The 16088-nt window shown below is 63.6% G+C and carries 16 protein-coding genes and 1 tRNA gene; 11 read left to right on the forward strand and 6 right to left on the reverse strand.

What is annotated here, in order from left to right:
• Window positions 1-120: 120 nt before the first annotated feature.
• Window positions 121-206: transfer RNA gene (locus tag ACODSP_RS04355), tRNA-Leu, on the reverse strand.
• A gap of 151 nt (window positions 207-357) precedes the next feature.
• Here ACODSP_RS04355 and ACODSP_RS04360 point away from each other — a divergent pair.
• On the forward strand, window positions 358-873 hold the full coding sequence (locus ACODSP_RS04360) for a GNAT family N-acetyltransferase (RefSeq protein ID WP_488964406.1): 516 nt from the start codon (window positions 358-360) through the stop codon (window positions 871-873).
• Here ACODSP_RS04360 and ACODSP_RS04365 read toward each other — a convergent pair whose 3' ends face one another.
• A complete protein-coding gene (locus ACODSP_RS04365; protein ID WP_488964407.1) occupies window positions 874-1728 on the reverse strand; it encodes a hypothetical protein in 855 nt (284 codons plus the stop codon).
• 175 nt (window positions 1729-1903) lie between these two features.
• Between ACODSP_RS04365 and ACODSP_RS04370 the strand changes: the two genes are divergently transcribed.
• A complete protein-coding gene (locus tag ACODSP_RS04370; protein WP_488964408.1) occupies window positions 1904-2113 on the forward strand; it encodes a hypothetical protein in 210 nt (69 codons plus the stop codon).
• Window positions 2114-2149: 36 nt separating this feature from the next.
• Here the strand turns inward: ACODSP_RS04370 and ACODSP_RS04375 are convergent, their stop codons facing one another.
• Window positions 2150-2845 carry a tRNA-uridine aminocarboxypropyltransferase gene (locus tag ACODSP_RS04375; RefSeq protein ID WP_488964409.1) on the reverse strand — a complete coding sequence of 232 codons (696 nt, stop codon included), beginning with the start codon at window positions 2843-2845 and terminating at the stop codon, window positions 2150-2152.
• A gap of 201 nt (window positions 2846-3046) precedes the next feature.
• Between ACODSP_RS04375 and map the strand changes: the two genes are divergently transcribed.
• The 3 genes from map (at window position 3047) to ACODSP_RS04390 (ending at window position 6614) form a co-directional block, all read left to right on the forward strand.
• The gene (gene map / locus ACODSP_RS04380) at window positions 3047-3865 is read left to right on the forward strand and encodes a type I methionyl aminopeptidase (RefSeq protein ID WP_054167742.1); all 819 of its coding nucleotides are present in this window, start codon (window positions 3047-3049) and stop codon (window positions 3863-3865) included.
• Between the two features lie 246 nt (window positions 3866-4111).
• The gene (gene radC / locus ACODSP_RS04385; RefSeq protein ID WP_488964410.1) at window positions 4112-4939 is read left to right on the forward strand and encodes a RadC family protein; all 828 of its coding nucleotides are present in this window, start codon (window positions 4112-4114) and stop codon (window positions 4937-4939) included.
• 109 nt (window positions 4940-5048) lie between these two features.
• Window positions 5049-6614: an alpha-N-arabinofuranosidase gene (locus ACODSP_RS04390; RefSeq protein ID WP_488964411.1), complete on the forward strand. Its 1566-nt coding sequence runs from the start codon at window positions 5049-5051 to the stop codon at window positions 6612-6614.
• 64 nt (window positions 6615-6678) lie between these two features.
• Here the strand turns inward: ACODSP_RS04390 and araD1 are convergent, their stop codons facing one another.
• Window positions 6679-7674, reverse strand: coding sequence for an AraD1 family protein (gene araD1, locus ACODSP_RS04395; RefSeq protein WP_488964412.1), 996 nt, complete (start codon window positions 7672-7674; stop codon window positions 6679-6681).
• A gap of 186 nt (window positions 7675-7860) precedes the next feature.
• Here araD1 and ytfQ point away from each other — a divergent pair, with 186 nt between their 5' ends.
• From ytfQ to ACODSP_RS04420, 5 genes are read left to right on the forward strand one after another with little or no spacing between them, the layout of a single operon-like run.
• On the forward strand, window positions 7861-8856 hold the full coding sequence (ytfQ, locus tag ACODSP_RS04400) for a galactofuranose ABC transporter, galactofuranose-binding protein YtfQ (protein WP_488964413.1): 996 nt from the start codon (window positions 7861-7863) through the stop codon (window positions 8854-8856).
• Window positions 8856-10388, forward strand: coding sequence for a sugar ABC transporter ATP-binding protein (locus tag ACODSP_RS04405; protein ID WP_488964414.1), 1533 nt, complete (start codon window positions 8856-8858; stop codon window positions 10386-10388). The genes ytfQ and ACODSP_RS04405 overlap by 1 nt, the downstream gene beginning before the upstream one ends.
• Entirely contained in the window at window positions 10385-11383 is a 999-nt protein-coding gene (locus tag ACODSP_RS04410; protein ID WP_488964415.1) for an ABC transporter permease, read from the forward strand. The genes ACODSP_RS04405 and ACODSP_RS04410 overlap by 4 nt, the downstream gene beginning before the upstream one ends.
• Window positions 11380-12357, forward strand: a complete 978-nt coding sequence (yjfF, locus tag ACODSP_RS04415) for a galactofuranose ABC transporter, permease protein YjfF (RefSeq protein ID WP_488964416.1) — start codon at window positions 11380-11382, stop codon at window positions 12355-12357. Before ACODSP_RS04410 ends, yjfF begins: the two co-directional genes overlap by 4 nt.
• 3 nt (window positions 12358-12360) lie before the next feature.
• The gene (locus ACODSP_RS04420) at window positions 12361-13068 is read left to right on the forward strand and encodes a FadR/GntR family transcriptional regulator (protein ID WP_054167737.1); all 708 of its coding nucleotides are present in this window, start codon (window positions 12361-12363) and stop codon (window positions 13066-13068) included.
• A 9-nt stretch (window positions 13069-13077) separates the two neighbouring features.
• Here the strand turns inward: ACODSP_RS04420 and ACODSP_RS04425 are convergent, their stop codons facing one another.
• A complete protein-coding gene (locus ACODSP_RS04425) occupies window positions 13078-14004 on the reverse strand; it encodes a Gfo/Idh/MocA family protein (protein WP_488964417.1) in 927 nt (308 codons plus the stop codon).
• Window positions 14005-14148: 144 nt separating this feature from the next.
• Here ACODSP_RS04425 and ACODSP_RS04430 point away from each other — a divergent pair, with 144 nt between their 5' ends.
• Window positions 14149-15231: an aldose epimerase family protein gene (locus ACODSP_RS04430; protein ID WP_488964418.1), complete on the forward strand. Its 1083-nt coding sequence runs from the start codon at window positions 14149-14151 to the stop codon at window positions 15229-15231.
• A 9-nt stretch (window positions 15232-15240) separates the two neighbouring features.
• Here ACODSP_RS04430 and ACODSP_RS04435 read toward each other — a convergent pair whose 3' ends face one another.
• Window positions 15241-16032 carry an IclR family transcriptional regulator gene (locus ACODSP_RS04435; RefSeq protein ID WP_488964419.1) on the reverse strand — a complete coding sequence of 264 codons (792 nt, stop codon included), beginning with the start codon at window positions 16030-16032 and terminating at the stop codon, window positions 15241-15243.
• Between the last annotated feature and the right edge of the window lie 56 nt (window positions 16033-16088).

The raw sequence follows: 16088 nt of genomic DNA on the forward strand, positions 1-16088 counted from the left end.
CAGGACCAAGCTTAACGCCGAACAAAAACTGTCCGCTCACCGGGGACCAGCTCTGTGCATGCCACCCGCACATTATATGATTTACCGAGTGCGCTAATTGGTGGTCGCTTCAAATCAAATTGGTGCCTGCTACCGGACTCGAACCGGTACGCCCCGGAGGACAACAGATTTTAAGTCTGTGGCGTCTACCATTCCGCCAAGCAGGCCCTTATAGGGATGGGGAACCTAGCCGAAGGTGGGGCTAAATGGCAAGCGTGTGGTTGTCTGTCAGCTAGCCATCACACGCTATTCCAGGTATGCCCCACCCCCGAACCTGTCATGGCGGCAGATGCCGCCCCTTGTTGAAGGACGCACCGCATGCTGATCCGCGACGCCGTTGATGCCGATGCCCAGGCCATCGCCGCCATCTATAATGACGCGGTGGTCAACACGACGGCCATCTGGAACGAGGTGCAGGTGGATGCGGCTAACCGGGTGGGCTGGATGGCGGACCGGCGGCGGCTGGGTTATCCCGTGCTGGTGGCGGTGGACGGTGACGGCACCGCCCTGGGTTACGCATCCTTCGGGGACTGGCGGGCGTTCGATGGCTACCGGCACACGGTGGAGCATTCCGTCTATGTCCGGGGTGACCGGCGTGGCGGTGGGATCGGCAAGGCATTGATGCAGGCGTTGATCGCGCGGGCGCGTTCCATCGGCAAGCATGTGATGGTGGCCGCCATTGAGGCGGGAAACCAGGGCTCCATCGCGCTGCATGAAGCCTTGGACTTCCAGCATACCGGCCTGATGCCGCAGGTGGGAATGAAGTTCGGGCGCTGGCTGGATCTGGCATTCCTGCAACTGATCCTGGACGACCGTCCCACCCCCGAAGCCTGATCAGGCCGCCGCCTTCGCGGCGCTGGTGCTGCCGCCACTCCCCTGCCCCAGTTCGGGTTGACCAGAGGCATTGTCGCCGCTGCTTTCACGACGGTCGCGGTCCTTCTTTTCGGCGGCCTCGGCGTCCTCTGCGGCGGCGACGACACCGGTACGGCGGGTGCGGTCGGTCAGGCGCATCATTTCGCGCCACATCTTTTCCTCGTCCGACACCTGCGTCGGTTCCGGCGGCATCAGTTCCTTGCCCATACCAGTACTTTCAAGGGACAGTTTGCCATCGGCATCCAGCGTGAAACCCTTGGCCCCGCTGATCTTCTGGCCCGCCGCCACCAGACGCTTTGATGCGGCCTCCGCATCGGCGCCGGCATTGACCTGGCTGTAATAGCCCTCTACCGCGTCGGCATGTTCCATCATCTGCGCGTCACCGACCAGCTTGCGCAGGCGGTTCTGCAACTCCGGTTCCCGCGACAGGACCTTGTTTACCTCCGCCGCGCGCGGGTCGTCGCCATCGACCTTCACCGTGCCGGATGTATCGACGCGGAAGGCCAACGGCGGCTCACTCTTGATGCCGGCCATGGCCAGCACCATGCGTAACTCGTCCCCCACCTTCTGCGTATCGGCGGCCACACTGTCACGGCTGGGCAGTTCCAGCGTGGGCAGCCCCTCCACCATGGAATGGTTGGTGGCCGTCAGGCCGCCCACCTGCATGGTCTGACCGGTAGGCGCACCGTGGAAGCCCACCTTGTCCCCGGCGTCCACCGATCCGGCCTTGCTGCCCGACACGCCGGTCGTGCCCGCGGCACCGGCGGCTGGTTGCCAGCGGACACGGTTGCTGCTGCTTGATCCCTGGATATCCATGGAACGATCCTTCCCATCACCAAGCAAAATTTGCCCATGCCCCTGGGCAGGCTTTGCCGGCACCCAGGCAGCGGAAAGAAGCGGTTACCCTTGGCATCCGGCGGTTTTTCCCGCATGCCTTTGTCCCGGACACCCCGCCCGCGCGGGGAAGGGTACGGGTTAAAAAGCAAGCGACGTGCCAGCCCTTGCGGCGGCAATGGGCACAGCCCATATCGAAGGAATGACAGAGAACCAGATACTGGCCCTTATCTCCTCCGTCCTGGTGTTGATCCTGGTGCTGCGCGGCGCGCGGTTCCCGCGTCAGGGCCTGTTGCCGCAGATCGCGGTCTGGCTGCTGATCTTCGCCCTGGTCGGGCTGTCCTATAAATTCTTCGGGCCGGGGTGACGCGGGCGGAGATATCAGCCCGCGTCCCAAGAAGGCTCACACCGGCGGCGGCAGGCCCGGCTTGACCGGACGGCTTTTGCGCTTGCGCCAACGGGACAGCAACTCGTCAAACGGCTTCAGCAGCCGTTCCTGCAGACCCGGATCGCCTTCCAGCTTGCCATAGACGAAGGCGCCCGCTTCCAGCGTGGAGACGCTTTCCTTGCGCGGTTCCTTGCGGACATTGCCATAGGCGGAGCGGAAATCCGGATGGATGACCATGCGGCGCAGCTTCAGCATCCAGGCATTGCGCCACCACAGGGTCTTAGCCTGTGCCCAGGTCCCGTCGATCAGGACGATGCCTTCCAGATCGGACAGGATCAGGTCGCTGTCAGGGGCCACATCCTTGCGCCCGAACACGGCGATGCCGCCGCGCGGCACCTTGGCCACTTCTTCCTTACCGCCCATGAAGAGCACGCCCCAGCGCTTGGCATCCACCTGCCGGCCCAACGCCTTGGACAGGGACGGCCAGGACAGGCCGATCTTCAGTACGCTGTTTTCAATCTGCCCGGTCAGCAGGCGGGCGGTGCCCAGCTCCACATCCTGTTCCTGCGGATGCATCAGCACCAGCAATTGCAGGCGCGTGCGTTCCGGTACCAGGGCGGCGCACAGGCACAAATCTTCGGGCTTGCCGCAGGTAGCGCAAGGGGGCGGCGGGGCCGGCGGTGGCGGAAGGATCAGGTCGTCTTCATTCATGGTGGCGGCACCATAGCGCATCACGCGCCAAGATGGCAGGGGGTGGGTACGCAATGCCGCCATGGCAAGGCGTGAAGCGCCCCCGATCCATGCTTGAGGCAGGTCCCAGGCATTGGGATGCCGGATTTGCGGCCCGGGCACCGGTTCGTGTAAGGTGCCCGGCTGAACCGTGAATTCCGTATCCTGAAAGTACCGATACCGATGACCCAGGCCGAACTCGCCGACGAATACGAAGACAAGCGCTCCATCAAGCTGCACAAGCCCGAGGATTTCGAAGGCATGCGCAAGGCTGGCCGTCTGGCCGCCGCCACGCTTGATTACATCACGCCCTTCGTCGTTCCCGGTGCCGTTACGGAAGAGCTGGACGACAAGATCCTGGCCTTTGTGGAGGCCAATGGCGGCACCTCGGCCACTGTCGGGTACAAGGGCTATACCAAGGCGTCCTGCATCTCCATCAACCATGTCGTGTGCCATGGCATTCCGGGGCCCAAGCGTCTGGTCAATGGCGACATCACCAATATCGACGTCACCGTCATCGTCGATGGCTGGTTCGGCGACACGTCGCGCATGTACATGGTGGGTGATGTCGGCGTGAAGGCGAAGCGTCTGGTCGATGTGACCTATGAGGCGCTGATGCGCGGCATTTCGGTGGTGAAGCCGGGGGCGACCCTGGGCGATATCGGCCACGCTATCCAGTCCTATGCCGAAAGCTTCCGGTTCTCGGTTGTGCGCGATTTCTGCGGCCACGGCCTGGGCCGCGTGTTCCATGATGCGCCGTCGGTGTTGCATTACGGCCAGAAGGGCCGGGGTGCCGTGCTGGAGGAAGGCATGTTCTTCACCATCGAGCCGATGATCAATGCTGGCCGGTATGAGGTGAAGGTCCTGTCCGATGGCTGGACCGCCGTGACGCGGGACAAGAGCCTGTCGGCGCAGTTCGAACATTCCATCGGCGTCACCAAGGACGGGTTTGAGATTTTCACCCTGTCGCCCGCCGGTTACACCAAGCCGCCCTACGCCTGATGCGAGCCGCCCTGATCATGAAGGCATGATCAGGGCCCTCAGTCGCCGGCGCGTCCATCCAGACGCTTGGCTTACGCGCGCATGAGCGCGCGGGCGCTCAACGCGCCAACCAAAGAAGACGAGACACATTCGTCTTCTTTGGTGTTTTCATCTTGTTCCGCTTCCCGTCTGGCATCCCATCATCACCGCTGCTACACTTGTAGGCAAGTGAGTGATGATGGTCTTACACATCATGGGTGTGGTGGGATGGCGGTGAAGCGGACGGCGAAAGCAACACGGATGGATGAGGCGGCGGTAAAATCGCCACCGCCCGACGATGACCTGCTGGCCGCCTTGTTGGCCGGCAAACCCGCCCCCGTGAAGCCGGCTGCGGTGGAAAAGCCGGAACCGGCGGAGGAAACACCGCATTATCACGGCCACCGCGACCGGCTGCGTCAGCGTTTCATCGCATCCGGTCCCGATGCGCTGCAGGACTATGAACTGCTGGAACTGCTGCTGTTCCAGGCCATTCCTCGGCGGGATGTGAAGCCGCTGGCCAAGGAACTGATGACGGCGTTCGGCAGCCTGTGGGCCGTCACCCAGGCATCGGCAGAGGCGCTGCGCAACCGTTTCAATTTCTCCGACGCGACCATCGCCCATATCCGTGTGGTCGGGGCCATCGGCCTGCGTATGGCGCGCCAGCAGGTGATGGGGCAGCCCATCCTGTCATCCTGGCAGAAGCTTCTGGATTACTGCGCCGGGGCCATGGCGCATGAACCGGTGGAACAGTTCCGCCTGCTGTTCCTGGATCGCAAGAACACCCTGATAGCGGACGAGGTGCAGCAGCGCGGCACCATCGACCATACGCCTGTCTATCCGCGTGAGGTGGTGCGCCGCGCCCTGGAACTGGGTGCCAGTGCCGTGATCCTGGTCCATAATCATCCCAGCGGTGACCCCACGCCCAGCCGGGCCGATATCGACATGACCAAACAGATCGTCACCGCCGCCACGGCGCTGGGCGTGGTAATCCATGACCATATCATCATCGGCAAGGGTGGAAAGTATGTGAGCTTCAAGAGTGCCGGACTGATGTAGCCATCGCCAATCATCTCAATAATCATATTATATGATGATCCTACCTTTAAATTCGGGTAGGATGCGCCCCCGTTGGAAAAATCAGAAACATGCGGGGGAGGAAATACGCATGAAGGGTTTGCATCGCAGCCTGGCCTTGTGCCTGGGCTTGCTGACCGCCGTTCCGGCCTTTGGCCAGGATGCCAAGGTCACCGTCAATGGCGTACAGCCCGGCCCCGTCCTGGCGCCGGAAATCCAGGGCCAGTTCGCCGAACATCTGGGCCGCCTGATCTATGAAGGCATCTGGGTGGGGGAAAAGTCATCCATCCCCAATGTCCGGGGTTATCGCAAGGATGTGCTCGACGCGCTGAAGGCCATCCGCGTGCCACTGATCCGCTGGCCCGGCGGCTGCTTTGCCGATGAGTATCACTGGCGCGACGGTATCGGCCCCCGTGCCAAGCGGCCCGTGGGCGTCAACACCAACTGGGGCGGTGTCGCCGAAACCAACGAGTTCGGCACCCATGAATTCATGGATTTCTCCGAACTGGTCGGGGCCAAGACCTATGTGAATGGCAATATCGGCACCGGCTCTGCCCGCGAAATGGCGGACTGGGTCGAATATATGACCAATCCGTCCAAATCCACTCTGGCCCAGACGCGCCGCGCCAATGGCCGTGACAAGCCCTGGACGTTGGACTGGTTCGCCATCGGGAACGAGACCTGGGGCTGCGGCGGCAATATGCGGCCGGAATTCTATACCGACCAGTTGCGCCAGATCCGCACCTTCATCAAGCCCGCCCCCGGACAGCCGACCAAGATCATCGCCAGCGGCGGCAATTCCGACGATCTGAAATGGACCGATGTCGTCATGGCCGGGTCGGCCAACATGATCGACGCCATCAGCCTGCATCATTACGCCCTGCCCTCCTTCGGCCGGCCCACGCGCGGCACCTGGAAGGAAAAGGGATCGGCAACCGAGTTCGGGGAAAGCGACTGGTTCGCGCTGATGGTGACGGCCACGCAGATGGATGATCTGCTGACCAAGCACAGTGCGGTCATGGACAAATATGACCCGAAGAAGAAGGTGGCCCTGGTCGTCGATGAATGGGGCAACTGGTTCGACCCCACGCCCGGCACCAATCCTGGGTTCCTTGAGCAGCAGAACACGCTGCGCGATGCCGTGACGGCGGCGATCAACCTGAACATCTTCCACAAGCATGGCGAACGTGTGCGCATGGCCAACATCGCGCAGATGGTCAATGTGCTGCAGGCCCTGATCCTGACCGACGGGCCGAAGATGCTGCTGACCCCCACCTATCATGTCTTTGACATGTATAAGGATTTCCAGGGCGCGACGCAGTTCCCGGTGACCGTGGCGGGTCCCAAATACAGCTATGCCGAACGTAGCCTACCCGCGATCAGCGCCTCTGCCGCCCGTGCCAAGGATGGCAGTGTGCTGGTGGCCCTGACCAACATCAACCCGAATGAGGCGGTGCCAGTCACAGTCAGCCTGGATGGCGTGACGGCGGCGGGCGTGTCGGGCCGCATCCTGACGGCCCCGGCCATGAACGCCCATAACAGCTTTGCCCAGCCGGACGCCGTGAAGCCGGCTTCGTTCACCGGGGCAACGCTGACCGGGTCTACCCTGTCAGTGACCCTGCCGGCCAAGTCGGTCGTGGTGCTGGTGGTGAAGTAGCGCGGATTAGCGAAGCGTAATCCGCGGGACCTCGCATCGGGGTTCCGCGGATTACGGCTACGCCTTACAACCCCTTCACAACCACCGGCACCGTTGTCGCCTGTGCCAGACGGTTGCGCAGCGGCAGGCCGAAGGGGGCGGCCTCCATCTCGAACACATCGCCGGGCTGGGTGGTGAACCCGTCGCTGAAGGACAGGGTGGCGGTGCCGAAATAATGCACATGCGCGTCGCCGGGCCAGCGGAACCCATCATACTTGAAATGATGATATTCCAGGTTCGACAGGCTGTGGGACATGTTGGCCTCCCCGGACAGGAAGGGCTTCTCCCAGACAATCTTGCCATCGCGCACGATGCGCGTCGTGCCCCGAATATCGGCGGGCAGGTCACCCAGCAGCAGTTCCGGGCCGATGGCGCAGACGCGCAGTTTGGAATGGGCCAGATAGAGATAGTTCTGGCGTTCCGTCACATGGTCCGAAAACTCGTTGCCCAAGGCATAGCCCAGGCGGAAGACACTGCCATCCGGCCCCACAATATAAAGCCCCGCAATCTCTGGCTCCTCCCCGCCATCCAGGGCGAAAAAGGGTGAGACAAGGTCGCCATCGGGCCGGGCCAGGATGGAGCCATCGCCCTTGTAAAACCATTCCGGCTGCACGCCGACCTGTCCGGGGGCCGGCTTGCCACCATCCAGGCCCATGCGGAACATGCGCATGCTGTCGGTCTGCTTGGCGGGATCGGCCAGATCACGATGCATCTTGTCCCGCCCCTCGGCGGAACCCAGATGCGTCAGGCCCGTACCGGCCACCAGCAGATGGGCCGCATCCGGGTGGTCCAGCGGCGGCAGAACGCGGCCATCGGCCAGGGCGGCGGCCAGATCAACTGGGTCCCCCGTCGCCTGCGCCTGGGCCAGCGACAGCAGGGAACTGCCCGCCGCGATGGCCTGCTGCGCCAGTTCATAGGTGGTGGTGGCACCGCTCAGGCGACGGGCCTGCGCATCATCCTGGCGCAGGGCCACGGCCCGCTTGCCCTGCTTGTCCACAAACTGCGTCAGACGCCACGCCATCGCGCTCACTCCTTGGGATTTGGTATATTCTGTCTCAGGTCATGCCCCGCGCCGCCAGGATATGGCATTTGGCGCTGGACTAAATGATATAATAATACTAATCATTTTTTCCTAGCATGAAATGGCAGGGCAGCCCCGGCAAGAAGGCGGTGCCCGGTCCGGGGACGGAAACGACAGAGGGTTGCGATGAAGGCTTTCGCGAAATATGGGGCCGTGGCGTTGATGCTGGCCGCCATGACGGGCTGCGGCGACAAGGGCGGGGCGGACAAGGCGGCGGATGCCGGCAAGGCCGCCGGCGCCCTGACCATCGGCTTCTCGCAGATCGGGTCGGAATCCGGCTGGCGTGCCGCAGAAACCAAGCTGGCCAAGTCAGAGGCAGAAAAGCGCGGCATCACCCTGAAAGTCTCCGACGCGCAGCAGCAGCAGGCCAACCAGATCAAGGCCATCCGGTCCTTCATCGCCCAGGGCGTGGATGCCATCCTGCTGGCTCCCGTCATCTCGTCCGGTTGGGACGAAGTGCTGGGAGAGGCCAAGGCCGCCAATATCCCCGTGGTTCTGCTGGACCGGCAGATCGATACCGCAGACGCTGGCCTGTACCTCTCCGCCGTCACCTCTGACACGGTGGAGGAAGGGCGTGTGGCGGGCCGCTGGCTGGTTTCGACGCTGGCGGGCCGTGACTGCCGCGTTGTGGAAATCCAGGGCACCATCGGCGCATCACTGGTCGCCAACCGCAAGAAGGGGTTCGAGGAAGGCATTTCCACCGCCGCCAATGTGCAGATCGTCCGCACCCAGTCCGGCGAATTCACCCGCGCCAAGGGCAAAGAGGTGATGGAAGGCTTCATCAAGGCCGAAGCGCCGGGCAGCATCTGCGCCGTCTATGCCCATAATGACGATATGATGATCGGGGCCATCCAGGCCATGAAGGAAGCGGGCCTGAAGCCGGGCAGCGATATCCTGGCCGTGTCCATCGACGCCGTGCCCGACATCTTCAAGGCCATGGCCGATGGTGATGCCAATGCCACCGTCGAACTGACGCCCGACATGGCCAGCCGCGCCTATGACCTGCTGGCCGCGTACAAGAAGGACGGGACGCAGCCGCCGAAATGGGTGCAGACGCCGTCCACCCTGTACCTGCCCGACAATGCTGCGGCGGAGTATGAGCGGCGCAAGGACCTGTACTGATGACCGATACGGCGGCGACGCTGCTGTCGGCACGCGGGCTGACGCGCACCTATCCAGGTGTGCGGGCCCTGGACGGGGTGGATCTGACCCTGCGCGCCGGGGAAATCCATGCGCTGCTGGGCGAAAACGGGGCCGGAAAATCCACCCTGATCAACCTGCTGACGGGCGCGCAACCTGTCGAAGCGGGGTCCATCCATCTGGATGGGCTGGAGGTGCGGCCCAAAAGCCCCGCCAATGCGGCGGCCAGTGGCATCGTCGCCGTCTATCAGGAAATCACCCTGCTGCCCAACCTGTCGGTGGCGGAGAATATCTATCTGGGGCGGGAGCCGACGCGGTTCGGTCTGGTGGACCGGGCGCGGATGCGGCGTGAGGCGGCGATATTGCTGTCCCGCTTCGGTCTGTCCATCGATCCGGCCCAGCCGCTGTCGGCCTTTTCCACAGCGATCCAGCAATTGATCGCCATTGCGCGTGCCGTCGACATGTCGGCGCGTGTCCTGATCCTGGATGAACCGACGGCCAGCCTGGACAGCGCGGAGGTGGCCGTTTTATTCCGCCTGATGCGCGAACTGGCAGCGTCGGGAATGGCGGTACTGTTCGTCACCCATTTCCTGGATCAGGTCTATGAAATCACCCACCGCATCACCGTCCTGCGCGGTGGAAAGCTGGTGGGCGAGCGGCTGACAGCGGAGCTGCCGCGCCTGGACCTTGTCGCCATGATGCTGGGCAAGCTGCCCAGTGGCGACAGCCATCTGCAACGCCATGCCGCGCGCGAACCGGGTGCGCCGTTTGTGACCGTAAAGGGCCTGGGCAAGCGGCATCTGGTGGCGCCGTTCAGTGCCGAGATGCGGCAAGGCGAGGTGCTGGGCGTAGCCGGCCTGCTGGGGTCTGGCCGGACGGAGACGGCGCTGCTGCTGTTCGGGGCCGAACGGGCCGATGCGGGCGAGATCATTGTGGATGGGGCGGCGGTCACGCTGCGCGGCCCGCGCGATGCCATCCGCTTAGGGTTCGGCTTTTGTCCGGAGGATCGAAAGCTGGACGGGATCGTGCCCGACCTGTCGATCCGGGAAAACATCGTGCTGGCCTTGCAGGCCCGCCTGGGCTGGGTCCGCCAACTGCCCTTGGCGCAGCAGCGGGAACTGGCTGACACCTATATCAAGCTGTTGAACATCCGCACGCCCGACGCGGAAAAACCGATCCAGCTTCTGTCGGGCGGCAATCAGCAGAAGGCGCTGCTGGCCCGCTGGCTGGCGACCAAGCCGCGCCTGCTGATCCTGGACGAACCGACGCGCGGCATCGATGTCGGCGCGCATGCGGAGATCATCCTGTTGCTGGAAAAACTGCGGGACGAGGGCATGGCGCTCTATGTCATCTCGTCGGAGGTGGAAGAGGTCGCGGCCTATGCCGACCGGGTCATGGTGATGCGTGAACGCCGTCAGGCCGGCATGCTGACCGGGGGGGATGTCACCCCATCGGCCATCATCGACGCCATCGTCACGCCGATGGATATGCCGCCGCCGGGATGTGCAGCATGAGCGGTTGGTTCATGGAAGCGCGGTCGCGGCTCGCTCTTCTGGCGCTGGTTTTGCTGGCCAATGTGCTGGTGGCGCCGGGCTTTCTGGAATTGCGGCTGGTTGATGGGCGGTTGTTCGGTGGGATCATCGATATCCTGAACCGGGGTGCGCCCGTCATGCTGCTGGCGGTCGGCATGGCACCGGTCATTGCCACGCGCGGTATCGACCTGTCGGTGGGGGCCGTCATGGCCATCGCGGGGGCCGTCGCCGCAGCAACGGTGAATGCCGGCCATGCATGGCCCGTCGCGGTAATGGCGGCACTGGGAACCGGCCTGGCCTGCGGCCTGTGGAATGGCGTCCTGGTCACGATTTTCCGCATGCAGCCCATTGTCGCCACCCTGATCCTGATGGTGGCGGGGCGTGGCATCGCGCAGATGATCACGCAAGGCCGCGTTCTGACCTTCACCGATGATGGTCTGGCGGGTGTCAGTTCGGCCAGCCTTCTGGGCCTACCCCTGCCGGTCCTGATCGCGCTGGCCGCCGCCATCATTACGGGCCTGCTGGTGCGTGCAACGGCGCTGGGATTGTTCGTCGAGGCGGTGGGGACCAGTCCGCGGGCCGCGCGTCTGGCCGGCGTGCCGGCGCCCGGTATCCTGATCGGCGTCTATGTCTGGTCGGGACTGATGGCGGCCCTGGCCGGGCTGATCGCCGCCGCCGATATCCGGGGTGCAGATGCTAATAATGCCGGCCTGTGGCTGGAACTGGATGCCATCCTGGCCGTCGTCATCGGCGGGACCAGCCTTTATGGCGGGCGGTTCAGCATCGGCCTGTCGGTGCTGGGTGCCCTCGTCCTGCAGGGCATGCGGACCTGCATCCTGCGTTCCGGCCTGCCCCCGGAACTGAACCTGCTGCTGATGGCGCTGGTGATCGCCCTGGTCCTGGTAGTGCAGTCCCCCGCCTGCCAGCCAGCCATCGCACGCCTGACAGCCCGTCTGACACGAAAGGGAACGGCATGATGCGCATCAATGCCCGCACCCTTCCCTTCCTGGCCACGCTGGGCGTCTTCATCCTGCTCTATGCCCTTTGCGCCATCCAGTATCCGTCGATGCTGAGCACCCGTGTGATCGGCAATCTGTTGACCGACAATGCATTTCTGGGCGTGCTGGCGGTCGGCATGACGTTCGTCATCCTGTCGGGCGGCATCGACCTGTCGGTGGGGGCCGTGATGGGCTTCACCACGGTGGCGCTGGCGGTAATGATCGAAGGGGCAGGCCTACACCCATTGGTCTCCTTCACCATCGTGCTGGTTGGGGGGGCTGCGTTCGGGTGCGGCGTGGGGGCGGCGATCCACTGGCTGAAGGCCCCACCTTTCATCGTCACCCTGACGGCCATGTTCCTGGCGCGCGGGGCGGCGCTGCTGCTGTCCACCGACAGCATTCCGGTGCGGCACGAATTCTATCAGACCCTATCGGGCCTTTCGCTTTCCCTGCCCGGCGGCGGGCGTCTGGGCCTGATCGCGATGCTGATGCTGCTGGCCTTTTTGGTGGGCGGGGTGCTGCTGCATTTCACAAGGGTCGGCCTGAAAATCTATGCGCTGGGCGGCAATGCCCGCTTTGCCGGCCTGATGGGCATCGACACGGCCCGGACCACCATCCTGGTCTATGGCGTGTCCAGCACCATGGCCGCCCTGGCCGGCATCATCTTCTCCCTCTATACCCGTTCCGGCTATGCCTTGACCGGTGTGGGAGTGGAACTGGATGCCATCGCGGCGGTGGTGATCGGCGGTACCTTGCTGTCGGGCGGGGTGGGCGGCATGGCGGGATCGCTGATCGGTGTGCTGATCCAGGGGTTGATCCTGACCTGGATTACTTTCGATGGCAGCCTGTCATCCTGGTGGACGAAGATTGCCATCGGCATGCTTTTGTTCATATTCATCGGGCTGCAACGCCTGATACTACAATTCTCCGCTCCCACCGGGCGCACGGGGTAGAACATGTCCATTGCCCGCTGGGCCGCCGACCGTCCGCTGTCCAACCATGAACAGATCGTCCGCACCCTGGGCCTGGAGATCCTGACCGGGGTGCATGCGCCCGGTGCCAATCTGCCGCCGGAACCGGTGTTGCTGTCCCGGTTCGGTATCTCCCGCACGGCCCTGCGCGAGGTTTTGAAGACCTTGTCGGCCAAGGGGCTGCTGATTTCCAAGACGCGGGTGGGTACCAAGGTGCAGGACCCGATCCATTGGAACTATTTCGATGCCGATGTTCTGGCCTGGCTGGTCAGTCAGGGCCTAGACGAGACATTGCGCAAGCATCTGCTGGAGGTTCGGACGGCCCTGGAGCCACAGGCGGCGGCGTTGGCCGCAAAACGGCGGACAGCGGACGATCTTGGCGAATTGCGCCGCTGTATCACCGCAATGGCCGATCCTCACCATGACCAGCACAGCTTTGCCCAGGCCGACCTGGATTTCCATGTGGCGGTGGGCAGCGCGTCGGGGAACCCGATGATGCGGTCCTTCGCAGCGGTGATTGAGGTGGCGTTGCTCGCCTCCTTCTCCCTCACCTCCCCCGTTGATCGTCCGGACCTGCATACGGAGGTTGTGGCCGCCCATGCCGCCATCGTCGACGCCATTGAAGCAGGCGACGCGGCGGCAGCGGCAGCAGCGATGCGCGCGGTCATCCAGTCAGGATTTGACCGGGTGTAAGGCCCGCGATCATTCCACAAAATCCTCCACCCGTACCCACCGGCCCGTCATATAGGCATCGGCCACGATGCGCAGAGGGGCCAGATCGGCATCGACGCGGCGTTCGGCCACCAGACGTGCGAACAGGGCGTAGAGATTGGCGTATTCCTGTTCCTTCTGTTCGATCTGGGCCACGCCATCGATGCTCATCACCGCGCCGCCGCGCGACAAGGTCAGGGTGCCCTGATCGGTTTCGATGATGATGTCCCAGGTCTGTGGCCCCGTCTGACGCCAGTCAAACTCCGCCGTGACGGGCAGGCCCTGATGGTCATGCATTTCCAGCGTGGCGGCGATCGGCGCCTGTCGGTTGGCCGGAACCTCCAGGGTCGCCTTATCCACGATCAGGGCATTGGGCAGCAAATGGGTGATGATCGACAGCGCATTGATGCCCGGATCGAAAACACCCAGTCCCCCCGGCGCCCAGATCCATTCCTGTCCCGGATGCCAGTGCCGCACATCTTCCTTCCAGGAGACATGCACGCGCAGCAGCTTCTTGCCCGCCAGCCAGGCCTTGGCCGGCTCCACCGCCGGGGCATAGCGCGAATGCCAGGTGGCCAGCAGGGCCAGTCCCTTAGCACGGGCCAGATCAATCAGATCATACACTTCCGTTAGGGTAGCGCCCGGCGGCTTTTCCAGCATCACATGCTTGCCCGCCTGCAACGCCTGACGGGCAAGGGCGTGGCGGGCCTGCGGCGGGGTACAAAGACTGATGGCGTCAACATCGCCGGCGCCGTTCAGCAGGGCGGTCAGATCGGGGAAGTTGGGAACATCCTCCACACGCCCATGCCGGCTGGCCACCGCCGCCAGTTCATAATCCGGATTGGCGGCAATGACGGGCAGGTGCTGATCACGGGCGATTTTGCCGATGCCAACCAGACCGATCCGGATAGGGGACATGGACGCTTCCTTGGGTAGGGCCGAAACAGGTGCGTCTGGATACATCATTTTATATGATAATTCCAGCAAAGAGCACCGGCTTCAGCTTGAATAGTCGTACTATTCAGCCTAGAAAGACGGCGGTAACATCGCGAAGGTTCCGCCATGCCCACCCCAGAGAGCGTCCCCACCCTTCCCGACCGTGGCCTGTTCGGCACCATGCCGGATGGCACCCCGGTGGAATGGGTGACACTGGTCAACCGCCATGGCTGGGCCGCGCGGATTATCGGACTGGGGGCCAGTTTGCAGGCTCTCTGGGTGCCGGATCGCCATGGCGTGCTGGATGACATCGTGCTGGGGCATGATGATCTTTCCACATATCTGGACAACCGCACCTTCCTTGGCGCCATCGCCGGTCGTTATGCCAACCGCATCGCGGGCGGGCGCTTCACCCTGGACGGGCGGGAGTACCAGGTCGCGCTCAATGACGGATCGAACTGCCTGCATGGTGGAATGAAGGGGCTTGACCTGCTGCCCTGGACCCTGGCCGAGCAGGGACCGACGCACGCCGTCTTTACTCTGCATAGCCCGGATGGGGCGGAGGGGTTTCCCGGCGCCGTCGATATCCGTGCCGAGTATACGCTGACCGATGACAGTCTGCTGATCGTGCTGACGGCCACAACCGACGCGGTCACCATCATCAACCTGACCAACCATGCCTATTTCAACCTGGGCGGTGCCATGTCCGGTGCCGATATTCTCAGCCATGATTTGACCCTGGCCGCCGATCAATACACGCCTGTTGACGCCAACCTGATCCCCACCGGGGAATTGCGGCCCGTGGCCGGCAGCGTCTTTGATTTCACCAATCCACATCGGATCGGCGCCCGCCTACGCGATGGTACGGAGGCGCAATTGGCATTGGCCCGTGGCTATGACCATAATTTCGTGCTGCGGTCGGGCGGCGGGGTGGAACCGTCCTTCGCCGCGCGCCTGTCCGATACGGGGACAGGCCGGGTGATGGAATTGTCCACCACGGAACCGGGCCTGCAATTCTATTCCGGCAATTTCCTGCCCGGCAGCCTGATCGGCAAGGGCGGGCGGCTTTACCGCCAATCCGACGCCCTGTGCCTGGAACCGCAGAAATTCCCCGACAGCCCCAATAAACCATCCTTCCCCAGCGCACGGCTGGAACCCGGACAGACTTACCGGCATGTGTCGCGGTATTGGTTCGGGGTGACGGAATAAAGGGACGGCTTAACGCCGCCCCGTCCCGCCGCTCCAGCCCATGCCTTTGCTGATGGCACGCGCTGTGTCCTTCACTGTAGCGATCAGTTCCTGCATGCGCTCATCATTCATATATTGAGCAGCGCTGGACAGGCTGATGGCGGCAATGATCTTGCCGCTGGCACCCCGAATGGGGGCCGCGACGCAACGGATGCGGTCCTCATTCTCCTCCAGGTCGAAGGCATAGCCGCCATTGGCATAGTTGCGCATGCGCTGATGCCAGACGGGCCAGTCGGTCTCGCTGAAATGCTTATCGTGGAAGCTGCGCCAGCGCGCCTCACTCTCATCCAGGATCAGGGCCTTGCCCAGACCGGTGGAGGCGATGGGATGGCGTTCACCGACGCGCGAACCGATCTCGATACGGCGGCGGCCCGGTATTTTGTCCAGATACAGCGCCTCCTCCCCGTCCAGCACGCCCAGATGCACCGTATCCTCGGTGGCGGCGGCCAGATCCTCGATATACGGGCGGGCAACGCGGGGGATGTCCATCTGCTGCTGCGCCAGGTAGCCCAGTTCCAGCAGCTTCGGTCCCAGTTGATACCCTTCGCGCGGCGTCAGGATCAGGAAGTCGCGTTCCACCAGGGCAGCGGCCAGCCGATGCGTCGTGCTGCGCGTCAGATCCAGGCGCTGCGCCAGCTTGGCAAGGCTGATCGGACCGTCGGCCACAGCCTCCAGCACGTCCAGCCCGCGCAGCAGCGTCTGGCTGCCGCTGGGGGTGGCCTTGGGGGCATCTTCATCATGCTCGGCGGTGGCGCTGCTCATCTGCTCGTATCACTCTCTCAATTTGCGGAACAGCATCCCATAATCGCGCCAAAACA

It is taken from the genome of Niveispirillum sp. FG156 (genome assembly GCF_057809555.1).

Coding starts and splice junctions, on each gene's coding strand:
- map (WP_054167742.1), top strand. CDS start 3,047: ATGACCCAGGCCGAACTCGCCGACGAATACGAAGACAAGCGCTCCATC.
- ACODSP_RS04375 (WP_488964409.1), bottom strand. CDS start 2,845: ATGAATGAAGACGACCTGATCCTTCCGCCACCGCCGGCCCCGCCGCCC.
- ACODSP_RS04435 (WP_488964419.1), bottom strand. CDS start 16,032: ATGAGCAGCGCCACCGCCGAGCATGATGAAGATGCCCCCAAGGCCACC.
- ACODSP_RS04405 (WP_488964414.1), top strand. CDS start 8,856: ATGACCGATACGGCGGCGACGCTGCTGTCGGCACGCGGGCTGACGCGC.
- ytfQ (WP_488964413.1), top strand. CDS start 7,861: ATGAAGGCTTTCGCGAAATATGGGGCCGTGGCGTTGATGCTGGCCGCC.
- ACODSP_RS04420 (WP_054167737.1), top strand. CDS start 12,361: ATGTCCATTGCCCGCTGGGCCGCCGACCGTCCGCTGTCCAACCATGAA.
- radC (WP_488964410.1), top strand. CDS start 4,112: ATGGCGGTGAAGCGGACGGCGAAAGCAACACGGATGGATGAGGCGGCG.
- ACODSP_RS04390 (WP_488964411.1), top strand. CDS start 5,049: ATGAAGGGTTTGCATCGCAGCCTGGCCTTGTGCCTGGGCTTGCTGACC.
- araD1 (WP_488964412.1), bottom strand. CDS start 7,674: ATGGCGTGGCGTCTGACGCAGTTTGTGGACAAGCAGGGCAAGCGGGCC.
- ACODSP_RS04365 (WP_488964407.1), bottom strand. CDS start 1,728: ATGGATATCCAGGGATCAAGCAGCAGCAACCGTGTCCGCTGGCAACCA.
- ACODSP_RS04360 (WP_488964406.1), top strand. CDS start 358: ATGCTGATCCGCGACGCCGTTGATGCCGATGCCCAGGCCATCGCCGCC.
- ACODSP_RS04410 (WP_488964415.1), top strand. CDS start 10,385: ATGAGCGGTTGGTTCATGGAAGCGCGGTCGCGGCTCGCTCTTCTGGCG.
- yjfF (WP_488964416.1), top strand. CDS start 11,380: ATGATGCGCATCAATGCCCGCACCCTTCCCTTCCTGGCCACGCTGGGC.
- ACODSP_RS04430 (WP_488964418.1), top strand. CDS start 14,149: ATGCCCACCCCAGAGAGCGTCCCCACCCTTCCCGACCGTGGCCTGTTC.
- ACODSP_RS04425 (WP_488964417.1), bottom strand. CDS start 14,004: ATGTCCCCTATCCGGATCGGTCTGGTTGGCATCGGCAAAATCGCCCGT.